Origin of the sequence: Mycolicibacterium aichiense, assembly GCF_010726245.1 — a bacterium.
Lineage (GTDB): Bacteria > Actinomycetota > Actinomycetes > Mycobacteriales > Mycobacteriaceae > Mycobacterium > Mycobacterium aichiense.
On the sequence record NZ_AP022561.1, the window covers coordinates 3,483,672 to 3,500,946 of the forward strand.

General features: G+C 66.1%; 15 protein-coding genes, 1 tRNA gene and 1 pseudogene. 11 read left to right on the forward strand and 6 right to left on the reverse strand.

What is annotated here, in order from left to right; genetic code table 11:
* Positions 1 to 10 precede the first annotated feature (10 nt).
* The 3 genes from G6N32_RS16935 to G6N32_RS16945 are packed head-to-tail and all read left to right on the forward strand — an operon-like array spanning position 11 to position 2,339.
* Positions 11 to 697 carry an HD domain-containing protein gene (locus G6N32_RS16935; RefSeq protein ID WP_115320577.1) on the forward strand — a complete coding sequence of 229 codons (687 nt, stop codon included), beginning with the start codon at positions 11 to 13 and terminating at the stop codon, positions 695 to 697.
* Entirely contained in the window at positions 694 to 1,584 is an 891-nt protein-coding gene (locus G6N32_RS16940) for an alpha/beta fold hydrolase (protein ID WP_115320578.1), read from the forward strand. The genes G6N32_RS16935 and G6N32_RS16940 overlap by 4 nt, the downstream gene beginning before the upstream one ends.
* Positions 1,581 to 2,339, forward strand: a complete 759-nt coding sequence (locus tag G6N32_RS16945; protein ID WP_115320579.1) for an MBL fold metallo-hydrolase — start codon at positions 1,581 to 1,583, stop codon at positions 2,337 to 2,339. The genes G6N32_RS16940 and G6N32_RS16945 overlap by 4 nt, the downstream gene beginning before the upstream one ends.
* 7 nt (positions 2,340 to 2,346) lie before the next feature.
* On the opposite strand, the gene G6N32_RS16950 is transcribed toward G6N32_RS16945, so the two are convergent.
* The 4 genes from G6N32_RS16950 to G6N32_RS16965 form a co-directional block, all read right to left on the reverse strand.
* Positions 2,347 to 2,421, reverse strand: a tRNA-Val gene (locus G6N32_RS16950).
* 13 nt (positions 2,422 to 2,434) lie between these two features.
* The gene (locus G6N32_RS16955; protein WP_115320580.1) at positions 2,435 to 2,893 is read right to left on the reverse strand and encodes a peroxiredoxin; all 459 of its coding nucleotides are present in this window, start codon (positions 2,891 to 2,893) and stop codon (positions 2,435 to 2,437) included.
* Positions 2,890 to 3,318: a DUF3052 domain-containing protein gene (locus tag G6N32_RS16960; protein ID WP_083121930.1), complete on the reverse strand. Its 429-nt coding sequence runs from the start codon at positions 3,316 to 3,318 to the stop codon at positions 2,890 to 2,892. The genes G6N32_RS16955 and G6N32_RS16960 overlap by 4 nt, the downstream gene beginning before the upstream one ends.
* Positions 3,319 to 3,402: 84 nt before the next feature.
* A complete protein-coding gene (locus tag G6N32_RS16965; RefSeq protein WP_232077146.1) occupies positions 3,403 to 3,972 on the reverse strand; it encodes an Rv2240c family protein in 570 nt (189 codons plus the stop codon).
* Positions 3,973 to 4,120: 148 nt separating this feature from the next.
* Between G6N32_RS16965 and aceE the strand changes: the two genes are divergently transcribed.
* From aceE to G6N32_RS17000, 7 genes are all read left to right on the forward strand, one after another.
* A complete protein-coding gene (aceE, locus tag G6N32_RS16970; RefSeq protein ID WP_115320581.1) occupies positions 4,121 to 6,910 on the forward strand; it encodes a pyruvate dehydrogenase (acetyl-transferring), homodimeric type in 2,790 nt (929 codons plus the stop codon).
* A 60-nt stretch (positions 6,911 to 6,970) separates the two neighbouring features.
* Positions 6,971 to 8,254 carry a PucR family transcriptional regulator gene (locus tag G6N32_RS16975; RefSeq protein ID WP_115320582.1) on the forward strand — a complete coding sequence of 428 codons (1,284 nt, stop codon included), beginning with the start codon at positions 6,971 to 6,973 and terminating at the stop codon, positions 8,252 to 8,254.
* A 151-nt stretch (positions 8,255 to 8,405) separates the two neighbouring features.
* A complete protein-coding gene (locus G6N32_RS16980; RefSeq protein ID WP_115320583.1) occupies positions 8,406 to 9,326 on the forward strand; it encodes an ACP S-malonyltransferase in 921 nt (306 codons plus the stop codon).
* A 74-nt stretch (positions 9,327 to 9,400) separates the two neighbouring features.
* The gene (gene acpM / locus G6N32_RS16985; protein ID WP_005144687.1) at positions 9,401 to 9,697 is read left to right on the forward strand and encodes a meromycolate extension acyl carrier protein AcpM; all 297 of its coding nucleotides are present in this window, start codon (positions 9,401 to 9,403) and stop codon (positions 9,695 to 9,697) included.
* Positions 9,694 to 10,944: a 3-oxoacyl-ACP synthase KasA gene (gene kasA, locus G6N32_RS16990; protein WP_115320584.1), complete on the forward strand. Its 1,251-nt coding sequence runs from the start codon at positions 9,694 to 9,696 to the stop codon at positions 10,942 to 10,944. The genes acpM and kasA overlap by 4 nt, the downstream gene beginning before the upstream one ends.
* Before the next feature lie 34 nt (positions 10,945 to 10,978).
* Positions 10,979 to 12,241: a 3-oxoacyl-ACP synthase KasB gene (gene kasB, locus G6N32_RS16995; RefSeq protein ID WP_163789308.1), complete on the forward strand. Its 1,263-nt coding sequence runs from the start codon at positions 10,979 to 10,981 to the stop codon at positions 12,239 to 12,241.
* A gap of 54 nt (positions 12,242 to 12,295) precedes the next feature.
* Positions 12,296 to 13,717, forward strand: coding sequence for an acyl-CoA carboxylase subunit beta (locus G6N32_RS17000; RefSeq protein ID WP_115320585.1), 1,422 nt, complete (start codon positions 12,296 to 12,298; stop codon positions 13,715 to 13,717).
* Here the strand turns inward: G6N32_RS17000 and G6N32_RS17005 are convergent, their stop codons facing one another.
* A complete protein-coding gene (locus tag G6N32_RS17005; RefSeq protein ID WP_115320586.1) occupies positions 13,718 to 14,602 on the reverse strand; it encodes an AraC family transcriptional regulator in 885 nt (294 codons plus the stop codon).
* 118 nt (positions 14,603 to 14,720) lie between these two features.
* Here G6N32_RS17005 and G6N32_RS17010 point away from each other — a divergent pair, with 118 nt between their 5' ends.
* On the forward strand, positions 14,721 to 15,803 hold the full coding sequence (locus G6N32_RS17010) for an aldo/keto reductase (RefSeq protein WP_115320587.1): 1,083 nt from the start codon (positions 14,721 to 14,723) through the stop codon (positions 15,801 to 15,803).
* 57 nt (positions 15,804 to 15,860) lie between these two features.
* Here G6N32_RS17010 and G6N32_RS17015 read toward each other — a convergent pair.
* Positions 15,861 to 17,204, reverse strand: a pseudogene (locus G6N32_RS17015) (amino acid permease); the annotation flags it as partial.
* Positions 17,205 to 17,275: the final 71 nt, after the last annotated feature.

Sequence of the window (17,275 nt, forward strand, 5' to 3'; positions counted from 1 at the left end):
GGCCCGACCAATGACCACCCCCGACGTTGCCGCTGCTGCACGGTTCGGCATCCCGGATTCTCCGACCGCCTCTGCAGCGCGCCGGCTTGCCTACGACGTCTCTCCCGAGTTCGTCTACAACCACGCTGTGCGCAGCTACCTGTTCGCACGCGAACTGTCAGCGCTCGGAGAAGCCCCTGATCACGATGACGACGAGCTGCTCTTCCTCACATGCGTTCTGCACGACCTCGGCGCCACCGAGTACGCCAACACCGATCAACGGTTCGAGATAGATGGCGCCGACGCCGCCGCGAGATTCCTTGAAGGACAAGGGGTAGACGTCGCCCGGATCGACACTGCATGGACGGCGATCGCGCTGCACACCAGCGTCGGCCTGGCCCACCGGTTCGGACCCATCGCTGCCGTGGCGCACATGGGCATCGGGACCGACATCCTCGGCACTCACCGTCAGCAGTTGCCAGACGGATTCGCCGACCGCGTGCACGCCGCGTGGCCGCGACACGGCCTTGGCTATGCCCTGGCCTCAGTCATCGCCGAGCAAGCACATCGAAATCCGGCCAAGGCCCCGCCGATGAGCTTCCCTGCTCATCTCCATGAATTGATGTATCCCGCAGAGTCATCGGCGACCTGGCACGACCTCGTCGACGCGGCCGGCTGGAACGACCGCCCCGTCGCGGTCCGCGAGAGCCGGTCATGACTCCCGCATCCGCCGAGCTGCGGGTACCGGTGGCAGGTGGATCCTTGACGGTGGGCCGCCGGTCCGGCCAGGGACCAACGCTGTTGTTTCTGCATTACTGGGGAGGCAGCGCCCGGACGTGGGAACCGGTGCTCGCCCACCTCGACCCGCGCACGCCAGTGGCGTCTTACGACCACCGTGGCTGGGGGCGCTCCAACACCTTGCCCGGACCCTTTGATCTGGCGCAGCTGACCGAGGACGCCATCGCCGTCGTGAATGCACTCGATGCCGAGGTCGTACTCGTCGGGCACTCGATGGGCGGAAAAGTTGCGCAGCTGGTCGCGGCCCGAAACCTTTCGGCGGTAACGGGTTTGGTGCTGGTTGCACCCGCGCCGCCCGAACCGCCGTCCACGATCACTCCGCAGTTCCAGCGACAGCTTGCCCACGCCTACGACAGCCCAGAAACCGTGGCCAGCGCTGTCGATCACGTTCTGACTGCAAACCCACTGACGGCCGCGTTGCGTGCAGCAGTCATCGACGACAGTCTTGCCTGTGCGACGGCGGCCCGGACGGAATGGCCGCTTCACGGCATTGCCGAAGACATCACGACGGCGGCAAGGCACATCTCGGTCGACACCGTCGTCGTCGCCGGCAGCAAGGATCTCGTCGAACCAGTCGACGTCCTACGCGAGCATCTCGAGCCGTTCATCTCGGCTGCGCGCACGCACGTTGTCATCGAGTCTGGTCATCTGATCCCCCTTGAAGCACCGAAGGCACTTGCCGACCAACTGGAGCGCCACCGAGCCGATCTCCGTCCACGGCGTGCGGCTTCACCTGCCACGGGGCTGCGCGTTGAGGCTACTGCTGAACTGAAAACTGTTGATTTGCAAAGGAACTCCGCCCAGTGAAAACGAAAATCGTCAAGATCCCGGTCCTCGGTGACCACCTCGTCAACACGTACCTCTCGATCGGACGACGCCCCATTCTGGTTGACTGCGGCATGCCCAGCAGCGGCGACCGCATCTGGGAGGGCGTCACCGCCGCCGGTGTCGATCCCACCGATCTGGAGATCATCATCATCACCCACGGTCATGTCGACCATTTCGGGGCCGCCGCAGAACTTCAGACCCGTACGGGCGCTCCGGTCGCGGCTCACGAAGCCGACCTTGAGACGTATCTGGCCGGACACTCCGATCGCACCAGGCGCCAGCCCATCGGTGTCTTCGGACACGTCTTCACGCGCACTCCCCCACCGAACGAAGTCACCCGACCTCTGCACCCAGACCTCATTCTGAGCGGCGACTACGAACTCGAACGTCACGGCGTCGAGGCCCGCATCATCCCTACCCCGGGACACACCCCGGGGTCCGTGTCGGTTCTCCTGGACCAGGGCGACCTGATTGCAGGCGACATGCTCACCGGCGGTTTCCTGGGCCTGCTGCAATATCGCCCCTCCAATCCCCCGTTCCACGATGACCCCGTTCAAGCACTGGACAGCTTGCAGGCAGCGCTGAACCTCGGACCCCACACCCTGCACATCGGACATGGCGGCCCGATGCCCGCCGGTGACGTCCAACGCTGGCTCGATCGTCAGAACCGGCACCGCCCGATCTCGCTCACCTCGGGACCAGCAGAACGCGGTCGGACCGCATGGTGGAGATAGGAAATCTTGGTGGGCGCGGACGGTATCGAACCGCCGACCGCTGGTGTGTAAAACCAGAGCTCTACCACTGAGCTACGCGCCCGTGCCCGGGCAGGTTACACGGCGGCCAACGCCTGCGTCCAAACCGACGGATCGCGCGCCTCGCCCGGCTCCCTGCAGTCAGCGAACCGGATGAGGCCGTCGCGATCGATCATGAAGGTGCCCCGATTGGCAAAGCCGGCGTTCTCGTTGAACACCCCGTACGCCTGCGCCACCGCGCCGTGCGGCCAGAAGTCGGAGAGCACCGGGAACGAGAACGTGCTCTGGGTGGCCCAGACCTTGTGGGTCGGCGGCGGGCCGACCGAGATGGTCAGCGTGGCGGTGTCGTCGTTGTCGAACTCGTCCAGATGATCGCGGACATAGTCGAGCTCACCCTGGCAGATGCCGGTGAAGGCCAACGGAAAGAACACCAGCAGCACGTTCTTGGCGCCGCGAAAGCCACTGAGCGTGACGGGCTGACCGTTCTGGTCTTTGAGCGTGAAGTCAGGGGCGTCGGATCCGACCCCAACTGTCACGAGTGCCTCCCGGCCGCCTTCGACTTCGGCTGCACCAGCCGGCTGGCGATCCAGTCCCCCAGATTGGCCGAGCTGGTCTGCATCAATCCGGCTGTGGGCGCCGACTCGGCGATCTCGGCGGGCTGAACGTGGCCGGGTTTACCGGTCTTGGGTGTCACCACCCAGATGATGCCGTCGTCGGCCAACGGCGCGATCGCATCCATCAACCGGTCCACCAGGTCACCGTCGCCATCCCGCCACCACAGCAGGACGACGTCGACCACCTCGTCGGCGTCTTCGTCGAGCAATTCCCCGCCGCTGGCGTCCTCGACGTCGAGCCTGATGTCGTCGTCGGTGTCCTCGTCCCAGCCCAGCTCCTGCACGACCTGGTCTTTCTCGATGCCCAGCTTCTGGGCGTAGTTCGGGGGGCCACCCTCCGCGACCACGGTCGGAACCTCCTAGATATCTGGGTCGGCTGTCTAGGCCCTATCGTCGCACGACCACCACGATTACTCGCCCTGCGGTGGGAATCAATACGTCGCGTCGCAAAGACTCAATGCGTTCGACCTGGTGTCGTTGAGGCTCTGGATGGTCGTGTTGAACTCTGATGGACCCGCGTGTCCGGTGATTGCACTGGCCGTGGCGTGCGCGCCGTCGACCCATTGCTGGAACGCGGCCTTGAGTTCGGCCGGGATCGCGTCGGTGATGCTGCCCGCGACGGCGTCGGCGCTCTTGTTCAGCGCGTCGACCGCCGGACCTTCGGTGGCCGCGAGGTCGGGTGTGGCCTGGTTGAACGCACTCACGTAGGCGTTGACCGCGTCGATCGCGTCGGCGCTGGAGGTGGACAACGTCTCGCAGGTGTCGTGCATGGCCTGCGTGGTCAGCGAGGCCTGCCGTTCGGATTCCCGGGCACTGGACGAGGCCGCCGACTCCGAGACCGACACCGACATCGAGGTCCGGAAGGCCGGAGCGTCGCGCCCGTTGGCCGACGGCTCACCGCCGGTCACGCTGGTGCAGCCCACCACGCCGGCGAGCACGGCCGCCGCGCTGCCGACCAGCAGCCCGCCGATCCGGAGCTCGCGCGCATGTCTGATCAGCACCCCGGCAGGTTACCGGGTGCGGGCTCCCCTCGGCGCGCTGCGAAGAATTCACCAACCCCTGGGTTGACTACTCGTCGGTACTGCCTCGATTGCGGCACGATAGAAGGCGGACGGTGCAAAACCTGCACCTCCTACTAAGGAGCTGAAGTTGACCACCGAGTTCGCGCGCCACGATCTGGCTCAAAACTCAAGCAGCCCAAGCGATTCCGATCGAGTACGGGTGATCCGCGAAGGTGTCGCGTCGTATCTGCCCGATATCGACGCCGAGGAGACCTCGGAATGGCTGGAGTCGTTCGACGACCTGCTGGCCCGTTCGGGCCCCGCCCGCGCGCGTTACCTGCTGCTGCGATTGCTCGAGCGCGCCGGTGAGCAGCGGGTCGCGATCCCCGCGTTGACCTCGACCGACTACGTCAACACCATTCCCACCGAGCTGGAGCCCTGGTTCCCCGGCGACGAAGACGTCGAGCGTCGCTACCGCGCCTGGATCCGGTGGAACGCCGCGATCATGGTGCACCGCGCGCAGCGCCCCGGCGTCGGCGTCGGCGGGCACATCTCCACGTACGCCTCGTCAGCCGCGCTGTACGAGGTCGGCTTCAACCATTTCTTCCGAGGTAAGGCCCATCCCGGCGGCGGCGACCAGATCTTCATCCAGGGCCACGCGTCCCCGGGGATATATGCGCGTGCGTTCTTGGAAGGACGACTCAGCGCGGATCAACTCGATGGCTTCCGTCAGGAGCACAGCCACCCCGGCGGCGGATTGCCGTCCTACCCGCACCCGCGCCTGATGCCCGACTTCTGGGAGTTCCCGACGGTGTCGATGGGCCTGGGCCCGATGAACGCCATCTATCAGGCGCGGTTCAACCACTACCTGGCCGACCGCGGCATCAAGGACACCTCCGATCAGCACGTGTGGGCGTTCCTCGGCGACGGCGAGATGGACGAGCCGGAAAGTCGCGGCCTGATCCAGGTCGCCGCCAACGAGGGTCTGGACAACCTGACCTTCGTGGTGAACTGCAACCTGCAGCGCCTGGACGGTCCGGTGCGCGGCAACGGCAAGATCATCCAGGAGCTCGAGTCCTTCTTCCGCGGTGCCGGCTGGAACGTCATCAAGGTGGTCTGGGGCCGCGAGTGGGACGCACTGCTGCACGCCGATAAGGACGGCGCACTGGTGAACCTGATGAACACCACCCCCGACGGCGACTACCAGACCTACAAGGCCAACGACGGCGCCTACGTGCGCGACCACTTCTTCGGCCGCGACCCGCGGACCAAGGCGCTGGTGGCCGAGATGAGCGACAGCGAGATCTGGAACCTCAAGCGCGGCGGCCACGACTACCGCAAGGTCTACGCGGCCTATCGCGCGGCGATGGAACACAAGGGCCAGCCCACGGTAATCCTCGCCAAGACCATCAAGGGGTACTCCCTCGGCGCCCACTTCCAGGGCCGCAACGCCACCCACCAGATGAAAAAGCTTGCACTGCAGGATCTTCGGGACTTCCGCGATGCCATCCGCATTCCGGTGTCGGACTCCCAGCTCGAAGAGAACCCGTACCTGCCGCCGTACTACCACCCCGGCCCCGAGGCGCCGGAGATCCGCTACCTCATCGACCGGCGCCGCGCGCTCGGCGGCTTCCTGCCCGAACGCCGCACCAAGGCCAAGGTGCTGACCCTGCCGCCGCGCGATGTGTACAAGGCGCTCAAGAAGGGGTCCGGTCAGCAGCAGGTGGCGACCACGATGGCCACCGTGCGCACGTTCAAAGAACTGTTGCGGGACAAGGAGATCGGGCACCGGATCGTCCCGATCATTCCCGACGAGGCGCGCACCTTCGGCATGGATTCCTGGTTCCCGAGCCTGAAGATCTACAACCGCAACGGACAGCTGTACACCGCCGTGGACGCCGAGCTGATGTTGGCCTACAAGGAAAGTGAAGTCGGCCAGATCCTGCACGAGGGCATCAACGAGGCCGGATCGACGGCGTCGTTCACCGCGGTCGGCACCTCGTACGCCACCCACAACGAGCCGATGATCCCGATCTACATCTTCTATTCGATGTTCGGCTTCCAGCGCACCGGAGACGGGCTGTGGGCGGCCGCCGATCAGATGGCCCGCGGATTCGTACTCGGCGCGACCGCCGGGCGCACCACGCTGACCGGCGAAGGCCTGCAGCATGCTGACGGGCACTCGCTGCTGCTGGCCTCGACCAACCCCGCGGTGGTGGCCTACGACCCGGCGTTCGCCTACGAGATCGCCTACATCGTGGAGAGCGGCCTGGCCCGGATGTACGGCGAGGACCCGGAGAACGTCTACTTCTACATGACGATCTACAACGAGCCGTACGCCCAGCCTGCGGAGCCGGAGCACTTCGACCCCGAGGGCCTGCTGCGCGGCATGTACCGGTACCGGGCTGCCGGCCAGAAGCGCACGAACGTCGCGCAGATCCTGGCGTCCGGTGTCGCGATGCCCGAGGCGCTGCGGGCCGCCGACATGCTCGCCGAACGCTGGGATGTGGCGGCCGATGTCTGGTCGGTGACCAGCTGGGGTGAACTCAACCGCGACGGCGTCCAGGTCGAGAAGGAGTTGCTCCGCCACCCGGACCGGACGGCGCGGACGCCCTACGTGACGCAGGCGCTGGCCGACACCGCGGGCCCGGCCGTCGCGGTGTCGGACTGGATGCGCGCGGTGCCCGAGCAGATCCGCCCGTGGGTGCCCAACACCTACGTCACGCTGGGCACCGACGGGTTCGGCTTCTCCGACACCCGGCCGGCCGCCCGCAGGTACTTCAACACCGACGCCGAATCAGTGGTGGTGGCGGTGCTCGAGGCACTGGCCCGCGACGGCGAGATCGACCCGTCGGTCGCGATCGCCGCGGCGCGGGAGTACCGGATCGACGATGTGATGGCCGCGGAGGTCTCCTTCGTCGACACCGGCAGCGCGTAGGCGGAGCCGCCGCCCACGTATTTGGTGGGAACATCCAGAAAAGCGGCGTAGCTTTTAGGGGTGAGTGACAACCCGCTCCTGGAGCCCCTGCCGCCGTCGGCGCTGGAGCTGCTGGACAACGTGCCGGATTCGACGTTGCGCCGGCTCAAGCAGTACTCCGGCCGGCTGGCCACCCAGGCCGTGCAGGCGATGAACGAGCACCTGCCGTTCTTCGGCGAGCTGGAAGCCTCCCAGCGCGCCAGCGTCCAGCTGGTCCTGCAGACCGCGGTGGTCAACTTCGCCGAGTGGATCCGCGACCCGCTCAGCAATGTGGGCTACACCGCCGACGCGTTCGCCCTGGTCCCCCAGGACCTGACCCGGCGGATCGCGCTGGCCCAGACCGTCGACATGGTTCGGGTCAGCATGCAGTACTTCGAGGTCGCGGTCCCCGCCCTGGGCCGCAACGACGAACAGCGCACCGCGCTGGCGGTCGGCATCCTGCGCTACAGCCGCGATTTGGCGTTCGCCGCGGCAGCCTCCTACGCCGACGCCGCCGAGGCCCGCGGGTCGTGGGACAGCCGGATGGAGGCCAGCGTCGTCGACGCCGTCGTCCGCGGTGACACCGGCCAGGAACTGCTGTCCCGGGCGGCTGCGCTGAACTGGGACACCACCGCGCCTGCGACGGTGGTCGTCGGCACCCCGCCGCCCGGACGGGAGGAGTTGGCCAGCGAAGACGTCCGTGAGATCGCCGCACGGCACAACCGGGCGGCCCTGGCCGACGTGCACGGCACCTGGCTGATCGGGATCATCTCCGGCCCGCTCGGGCCCACCGACAAGTTCTTCAAGGACCTGATCAACGCCTACTCCGACAGCCCGGTGGTGATCGGGCCGACCGCGCCGATGCTCACCGCGGCCTACCACAGCGCACGCGAGGCCATCTCGGGAATGAACGCCGTCGTCGGATGGACCGGCGCGCCGCGTCCGGTGCTGGCCCGCGAATTACTGCCTGAGCGAGCCCTTCTCGGTGACGCCTCGGCGGTCGCGGCGCTCCACACCGAGATCATGCGACCCCTCGCCGACGCCGGACCGGCGCTGTCGGAAACCCTCGACGCCTACCTCGACAGCGGCGGCGCGATCGAAGCTTGCGCCAGAAAATTGTTCGTTCATCCAAACACGGTCCGCTACCGACTCAAGCGGATCGCCGACTTCACCGGCCGCGATCCCACCGTGCCGCGCGACGCGTACGTCCTGCGGGTGGCGTCCACAGTGGGACGGCTGGGCTATCCAGCGCCCCCCAACACCACGGCAAACAGTTCTGTCGCACAACTCACAGCGCCGTTGGTCGGAACTGCGGGCAGCGTCTGATAAGGGCGGTAGATCGCGGCGAGGTATCGGGGATGTCGCATCACATGCACTTTTGTGGGAACTCCACAAAAACCTAAGACGAGGTTCATATTCTCTTACACCGTGCAGATCCGGTTTCACAGTGTTCTCTTAAAGAGTGCCTCATGAACCCGTGATCGCATTGCTGGCGCCCGGACAGGGCTCGCAGACCCCCGGCATGCTCGAGCCCTGGCTGGAGCTGCCCGGCGCGGCCGATCAGATCAAGACCTGGTCGGACATCGCCGGTCTCGACCTTGCCCGCCTGGGCACCACGGCAACTGCTGACGAGATCACCGACACCGCGGTCACCCAGCCGCTGGTCGTCGCGGCGACCCTGCTTGCCAATGCCGAGCTGACCAAGCGCGGCACACTGGCCGGGCGCACGACCGTCGTCGCCGGTCACTCCGTCGGCGAGATCGCGGCATACGCGATCGCCGGCGTCATCTCCCCCGACGACGCCGTCAAGCTGGCCGCCGTCCGCGGGTCTGAGATGGCCAAGGCCTGCGCCGTCGAGCCGACCGGCATGTCCGCGATCCTGGGCGGCGACGAGGCCGAGGTGCTGGAAGCGCTGGCCCGCCTCGACCTTATCCCCGCCAACCGCAATGCCGCAGGCCAGATCGTGGCCGCCGGCGCCGTCGCGGCACTGGAGAAGCTGGCCGAGGATCCGCCAGCCAAGGCACGTGTACGCCAGCTGGCCACCGCAGGCGCGTTCCACACTCATTACATGGCGTCCGCGCTCGACGGATACGCCGCAGCTGCGGCCGAGGTCGCAACGAGCGAGCCCACCACCACGCTGCTGAGCAATGCCGATGGTCAGCCGGTAGCGTCTGCGCAAGACGCGATGGAGAAGCTCGTCGCGCAGCTCACCCGCCCGGTGCGCTGGGATCTGTGCACCGACACCATGCGCCAGCTCTTTGAGAACGCAGAGGGCTCAGCGATCGTCGAGTTCCCGCCCGCGGGCACTCTGGCCGGAATCGCCAAACGAGAACTTCGGGGGGTCGCCAACCGTGCGATCAAGACCCCCGCAGACCTGGACGGACTCACCGAGCTGTAACGAGCTCGCCGCCCAGGACAACCACATAGCAAGCGTTCTACCCAAGTAGCACAACCGATTACGAAGGAGCCACTGTGCCCGCCTCTCAGGATGAAATCATCGCCGGTCTCGCCGAGATCATCGAAGAAGTGACCGGCATCGAGCCGTCTGAGGTCACCCCGGAGAAGTCGTTCGTCGACGACCTGGACATCGACTCGCTGTCGATGGTGGAGATCGCCGTTCAGACCGAGGACAAGTACGGCGTGAAGATCCCCGACGAAGACCTCGCCGGTCTGCGCACCGTCGGTGACGTCGTCTCCTACATCCAGAAGCTCGAGGAAGAGAACCCGGAGGCTGCCGCCGCCCTGCGCGAGAAGTTCGCGGGCGAATGAGCAGGCCTTCCACTGCTAACGGCGGTTTCCCTAGCGTTGTCGTGACCGCCGTCGAGGCCACCACGGCGCTCGCCACGGACATCGAGAGCACGTGGAAGGGCCTGTTGGCAGGCGACAGCGGCATCCGCATCCTCGAGGACGAATTCGTCGACAAGTGGGACCTGCCGGTCCGTATCGGCGGCCACCTCGTCGAGGACATGGACAGCCAACTCACCCGAGTCGAACTGCGTCGCAATTCCTACGTGCAACGCATGTCTCTGGTGCTGTCGCGACGGCTGTGGGAGAACTCGGGTAAGCCCGAGGTCGACCCGGACCGCTTCGCGGTGGTGATCGGCACGGGTCTGGGCGGTGGCGAGAAGATCGTCGAGACCTACGACGCGATGAACGAGGGCGGGATCCGCAAGGTCTCGCCGCTGGCCGTTCAGATGGTCATGCCGAACGGTGCGGCCGCAGTCGCCGGCCTGGAACTGGGCGCCCGCGCCGGGGTCATCACCCCGGTGTCGGCGTGCTCATCCGGGTCGGAGGCCATCGCCCACGGGTGGCGGCAGATCGTGATGGGCGACGCGGACTTCGCGGTCGTCGGCGGTGTCGAGGGCACCATTGAGGCGCTGCCGATCGCTGCGTTCTCGATGATGCGTGCCATGTCGACGCGCAACGACGATCCCGCAGGTGCGTCGCGCCCGTTCGACAAGGATCGCGACGGGTTCGTCTTCGGCGAGGCCGGCTGCATGATGATCATCGAGACCGAGGAGCACGCCAAGGCCCGTGGCGCGAAGCCGCTCGCCCGGCTCATGGGTGCGGGCATCACCTCTGATGCCTTCCACATGGTCGCTCCGTCACCCGACGGTCTGCGCGCAGGCGCTGCGATGAAGCGGGCGATGGAGACGGCGGGCTTGTCGCCGGCGGACATCGACCACATCAACGCACACGGAACGGCCACCCCGATCGGTGATACCGCCGAGGCCACAGCTATCCGGGTCGCCGGATGTGAGCAGGCCGCGGTGTACGCACCGAAGTCGGCGCTCGGCCATTCCATCGGTGCCGTCGGCGCCCTGGAATCGGCACTTACCGTGCTCGCACTTCGTGACGGCGTCATTCCGCCGACACTGAACTACGAGACTCCGGATCCGGAGATCAATCTGGATGTCGTTGCGGGAGAACCGCGTTACGGCGACTACCAGTACGCGATCAACAACTCCTTCGGGTTCGGCGGTCACAACGTCGCGCTGGCATTCGGGCGCTACTGACAACGATCCGGGGGGAAAGGAACAGCTAGAAGCAATGGCAGGGCTGACACGTTTGTCAACGGGGAACGGTTTCCCCAACGTGGTCGTCACCGGTGTTGCGATGACGACCGCCCTGGCATCTGATGCCGACAGCACGTGGAAACGCTTGTTGGACGGGCAGAGCGGGATCCGGCTTCTCGACGACGAATTCGTCGAGAAGTACGACCTGCCTGTCCGTATCGGGGGGCATCTGGTCGAGGAGTTCGACGGCGAGCTGACTCGCGTCGAACTTCGTCGGCTGTCTTACCTGCAGAAGATGTCCACGGTGCTCAGTCGGCGCGTGTGGCAGAACGCCGGTTCGCCCGAGGTGGACCCCAAGCGGCTGATGGTGTCGATCGGCACCGGCATGGGCTCCACCGAGGAATTGGTGTTCGCCTATGACGGGATGCGCGCCAAAGGCCTCAAAGCGGTGTCGCCGTTGGCGGTCCAGATGTACATGCCCAACGCGGCCGCCGCGGCCGTCGGCCTCGAACTCAAGGCCAAGGCCGGGGTCATCACTCCGGTCTCGGCGTGCGCGTCGGGGTCGGAGGGAATCGCCCAAGCCTGGCGGCAGATCGTTCTCGGCGAAGCCGACGTCGCGGTGTGTGGTGGCGTCGAGACCAAGATCGAGGCCGTGCCGATCGCCGGCTTCGCTCAGATGCGAATTGTCTTGTCCACCACCAACGACGATCCGGCCGGCGCCTGCCGCCCGTTCGACAAAGACCGTAACGGGTTCGTGTTCGGTGAGGGCGGTGCGCTCCTGGTCATCGAAACCGAGGAGCACGCCAAAGCCCGCGGGGCCAACATCCTCGCGCGGATCATGGGGGCAGGCATCACCTCGGACGGCTACCACATCGTGGCTCCCGACCCGAACGGTGAGCAGGCGGGACACGCGATCACCCGGGCAATCCAGCTCGCGGGTCTGCAGCCCTCCGACATCGATCACATCAACGCCCATGCGACGGGCACCCAGGTGGGTGACGTCGCGGAAGGCAAGGCGATCAACAATGCGCTCGGCAAGCACCGGCCGGCCGTCTACGCGCCCAAATCGGCGCTGGGTCACTCGGTGGGCGCCGTCGGCGCGGTGGAGTCGATCCTCACCGTGTTGGCGCTGCGGGACGGTGTCGTGCCGCCCACGCTCAACCTGCGGAACCTCGATCCGGAGATCGATCTGGACGTGGTGGCCGGTGAACCCCGGCCAGGCAACTACCAGTACGCGATCAACAACTCGTTCGGATTCGGTGGTCACAACGTCGCGATCGCCTTCGGGAAGTACTGAAATCCAGTGACTCTCGACAGCGTTGGCCGACATCCGCGCACTATGGAGGTTTAGATGACGATCATGGCCCCTGAGACGGTCGGCGAATCACTCGACCCTCGCGACCCGCTGCTGCGGCTGTCCACGTTCTTCGACGACGGCAGCGTGCAGCTGCTGCACGAGCGTGACCGCTCCGGTGTGCTCGCCGCCGCCGGCACCGTCAACGGTGTGCGCACGATCGCCTTCTGCACCGACGGCACCGTCATGGGTGGCGCCATGGGCGTGGAGGGCTGCCAGCACATCGTCACCGCCTACGACACCGCCATCGAGGAGCAGAGCCCGATCGTGGGCATCTGGCACTCCGGCGGCGCGCGACTGGCCGAGGGTGTCAAAGCGCTGCACGCTGTGGGCCTGGTTTTCGAGGCCATGATCCGCGCCTCGGGTTACATCCCGCAGATCTCCATCGTGGTCGGCTTCGCCGCCGGCGGCGCCGCATACGGGCCGGCCCTGACCGACATCGTCATCATGGCCCAGGAGGGCCGGGTGTTCGTCACCGGACCCGACGTGGTGCGCAGCGTGACCGGCGAGGACGTCGACATGGCCTCCCTCGGCGGCCCCGACACCCACCACAAGAAATCCGGCGTGTGCCACATCGTCGCCGACTCCGAACTCGACGCCTACGAGCGCGGCCGCCGGTTGGTCGGATTGTTCTCCCAGCAGGGACATTTCGACCGCACCAAGGCCGAGGCCGGTGACACCGACCTGCACGCGCTACTGCCGGAATCGGCCCGCCGCGCCTACGACGTGCATCCGCTGGTCGAGGCACTGCTCGATGCGGACACCCCATTCGAAGAGTTCCAGGGCAAGTGGGCGCCGTCCATCGTCGTCGGCCTGGGCCGGCTGTCCGGTCGCACCGTCGGCGTCATCGCCAACAACCCGCTGCGCCTCGGCGGCTGCCTGAACTCCGAAAGTGCCGAGAAGTCGGCACGTTTCGTGCGGCTGTGCGATGCCTTCGGTATCCCGCTGGTGGTCGTGGTCGACGTGCCCGGCTATCTGCCCGGTGTCGACCAGGAGTGGGGCGGGGTCGTGCGCCGCGGCGCCAAGCTGCTGCACGCGTTCGGCGAGGCGACCGTGCCGCGGGTCACGCTGGTGACGCGAAAGATCTACGGCGGGGCCTACATTGCGATGAACTCGCGCTCGCTCGGTGCCACCAAGGTGTTCGCCTGGCCGGACGCTGAAGTTGCGGTCATGGGCGCGAAGGCCGCCGTCGGCATCCTGCACAAGAAGAAGCTGGCCGCTGCTCCGGATCACGAACGCGAAGCGCTGCACGAGGAATTGGCGGCCGAGCATGAGCGGATCGCGGGCGGCGTGGACAGCGCGGTCGAGATCGGCGTGGTCGACGAGAAGATCGATCCGGCCCACACCCGCAGCAAGCTGACGCAGGCGCTCGCCGAGGCACCCGCCCGGCGCGGGCGGCACAAGAACATCCCGCTGTAACTACGCGCGCAAGCGCTGGGCGTCGAGCCCGGGCGGAGCGCCGAAAAGGCGACGGTACTCCCGGGTGAACTGTGACGGGCTGTCATAACCGACGCGATGTCCGACCCCCGCGATGTCGCCAGGAGCGGCGACGAGCATCGAGCGCGCCTCCTGCAGTCGGATGCGCTTCTGAAACTGCAACGGGCTCATCGCCGTTACGCTCCGGAAGTGCCGGTGGAACGTCGAGGGGCTCATTCCGGCCACCCGGGCAAGCTCTTCGACGCGCATCGGTTCGGCGTAGTTCTGCCGGATCCAGCCGATGGCCCGACTGACGTAGGACAGATTGCTGTCTGCCATGCCGATCTGTCGCACCGTGTCGCCGTACGGTCCCGCTAGTAACCGCCAGACGATCTCGCGTTCGATCAGCGGTGCCAGAATCGGCGCATCCGAAGGCTTGTCGAGCAGCCGCACCAACCGAATCACCGCGTCGAGCAAATCAGCGTCGGCATCGGTGGTGAACATCGCCGTACTCCCCGCGCCACGCGCCGCCCGCACCCCAGGCGCCTGCAGCACCAACTCGGCCACCACGGCGGGTCGTAGCACCAGCGCCATCCCGAGCGAGGGCAGCCCGTCGCCGGCGTCGATGAAGCGACCCGTTACCGGCAGGTCGGCCGTCACGACGAGGCATTGCCCCGCCCGGTATTCGTAGCGGTCTTCGCCGAGTAGGAGCCGCTTGCCACCTTGCGCCATCACCACAACGAGCGGTTCGGTCAGAGAGTAATCCGGGAGCCCCGACGCCACCTCCTTCGACAACATCAGACCGTTGATCGATGTCTGCATGTCCGGTCGGGCATGCGCGGCAATCAGGCCACCCAGTTCAGCCAACTGCCCACGCCGCACATCCATAGGCCCGATCCCATCAATATTGATCGGATTGTGCAAGAGGTAGCTAGCATCGTTCTACCGCTGAACTCGCAATTCTCCTTTGATGGGTATATCAGATTCCACTCCAAAGGAGCGATTCATGCCACTCAATCACTACCTCACCCTCGGCCGGTCAGGGTTGCGGGTGAGCCCGTTCGCGCTCGGAGCGATGACCTTCGGCGAGGATGCCGGCGGCGCCGGTTCCAGCGTCGAGGAATCCGAGCGGATCCTCGACGCCTATCTGGACCGTGGCGGCAACTTCGTCGATACCGCCAACTTCTATACCAACGGGCACTCGGAGAAGATCCTCGGTGACTGGTTCGCCCATCGACCGGGCCGGCGTGACCGGGTGGTGCTGGCGTCGAAGTTCTTCGCCAATCTTCACCCCGGCGATCCCAACGGCGGCGGCGCCGGCCGGTCGGCGGTCGTCGGGCAACTGCGGGAAACGTCGCGCCGCATGCAAACTGACTATTTGGATGTGTACTGGATGCACAACTGGGACCGCAACACTCCAATCGAGGAGACTCTGCGCACGCTCGATGATCTGGTGCGCGCGGGCACCGTCCGCTATATCGGGTTCTCCAACACCCCCGGATGGGTGACCGCCCAGGCCCAGACGATGGCGGTGCTGCGAGGCTGGACGCCTCTGATCGCACTGCAGGTCGAGTACTCGCTTTTGGCGCGCACCGTCGAAGGCGAGCTGGCTCCGCTGGCTCTTGACCAGGGCATGGCGCTGGTCCCGTGGAGCCCGCTGAGCAACGGCTTCCTGTCCGGCAAGTACCGGCGAGGTGCGGCCGTCGCCGACTCCATCCGCGCCGGCTATGTCGGCGGCCCCAGCGATGAACAATTCGCGGTCATCGACTCCGTCAACGCCATCGCCGACGAGATCGGCACCACGCCCGCCGCGGTGGCGTTGTCCTGGTTGCGAGCACGACCCGGCACGGTAGTGCCGATCCTCGGTGCGCGACGGATGAGCCATCTCGAGGACAACCTGTCCGCCGTCGACGTGACATTGACCGCCGAACAACTGCGGCGCCTCGACGAGATATCCACACCGACACTGAACTATCCGGCCGCCGTCAACGGGGCGACGCGTTCAATGCTGCAGTTCGCCGGGACAACCGTGGACGGCGAGTCTTCGACGGTCTATCCCCCGCTGGTGCAGAGTGCCGTTCGGTACTGAGTTCGCGCGAGGTCAGGTTCGCGCCACCTCGGTCTCGACGGTGGGCAGCTCCTCATGGGGACGATTGCGGTTGAACCGTCGGGTGACGAAGTACAGCACCACGACGACGCCCCACGACAGCAGGCTCAGCACCAGCTGCGAGCGCAGCTTGTCGTCCAGGTACATCTGCACCAGGATGGCCAGCATCGCGACCACGGTGAGGATGGACAGCACCGGGAAGAACCACATCTTCAGTGTCAGTTCCGCATCGCGGCGGCGGTAGCGCAGCACGATCTGCGAGACCGCGATCAGCAGGTAGACGAACAGGATGATCGCCCCGCTGGAGTTGAGCAGGAACGCGAAGATCGTCTTCTCAGCGAACGCAGCGGCGATGACGCAGGCGAAGCCGACGACCGACGAGAAGAGGATCGCGTTGGCCGGCACACCGCGTGGTGTCAGCTTGACCAGAAGCTTGGGAGCTTCGCGGCGGGCGGCCAGCACGAACAACATCCGTGATGCGGTGTACATCCCCGAGTTCAGGCAGCTCAGCACTGCCGTCAGCACCACCGCGTTCATGATGTGGTCGGCGTAAGGAATGCCCATCTTGGTAAACGCCGCCACGAACGGCGAGGCGGACAAATTCTCGTCGTTCCACGGCACGATCGTCACGACCAGGAACACCGCCAGCACGTAGAACACCAGGATCCGCATGACCACCGAGTTGGACGCTCGGGCCACGGCTTTCTCGGGATCCGATGACTCGGCGGCGGCGATCGTGGCGATCTCGGGACCAACCATGGAGAAGATCACCGTCACGATTCCGACGGTGATGACCCCGGCCCCCATCGGCATGAAGCCGTCGTGACTGGTGAGGTTCGAGAAGTCCATCGCCTTGCCGGGCCACAGGCCCAGTACGAAGCAGGCGCCGATCGCGATGAAGGCGAGGATGGCCGCCACTTTGATCCCGGCGAACCAGAACTCGAACTCCCCATAGGACTTGACCGAGAAGAGGTTCGTCGCCGTCATCAGCACCATGAAGATCAACGCACACAACCACAGTGGGACGTCGAGCCAGTACTGGATGATTTTCGCGCCGGCAATCGCCTCGAACCCGACGACAATCACCCAGAAGTACCAGTAGAGCCACCCCACGGAGAACCCGGCCCAATGCCCCAGTGCGTCGCGAGAATAGTCCGCGAACGAGCCCGTCGACGGGTTTGCCACCGCCATCTCGGCCAACATCCGCATGACCATCACGATCAGCACACCGGATAGCGCGTAGGTGATGAAGGCGCCCGGCCCGGTATCCCCGATCACCACGCCAGAGCCCACGAACAGGCCGGCGCCGATCACGCCCCCGATCGCGATCATCCGTAGTTGTCGCTGGTTGAGGGCCTTTTTCAAGGCTGGTGTCGCTGCCATGGCGCGTCCTCCGGGTTCGTGAATGGACGTTGAGTGCCCACTTACGAGTCGGTTTATGCGTCGGTTCTCAC

Coding starts and splice junctions, on each gene's coding strand:
- G6N32_RS17005 (WP_115320586.1), bottom strand. CDS start 14,602: ATGGATGTGCGGCGTGGGCAGTTGGCTGAACTGGGTGGCCTGATTGCC.
- kasA (WP_115320584.1), top strand. CDS start 9,694: ATGAGCAGGCCTTCCACTGCTAACGGCGGTTTCCCTAGCGTTGTCGTG.
- G6N32_RS16935 (WP_115320577.1), top strand. CDS start 11: ATGACCACCCCCGACGTTGCCGCTGCTGCACGGTTCGGCATCCCGGAT.
- G6N32_RS17000 (WP_115320585.1), top strand. CDS start 12,296: ATGACGATCATGGCCCCTGAGACGGTCGGCGAATCACTCGACCCTCGC.
- G6N32_RS17010 (WP_115320587.1), top strand. CDS start 14,721: ATGCCACTCAATCACTACCTCACCCTCGGCCGGTCAGGGTTGCGGGTG.
- kasB (WP_163789308.1), top strand. CDS start 10,979: ATGGCAGGGCTGACACGTTTGTCAACGGGGAACGGTTTCCCCAACGTG.
- G6N32_RS16940 (WP_115320578.1), top strand. CDS start 694: ATGACTCCCGCATCCGCCGAGCTGCGGGTACCGGTGGCAGGTGGATCC.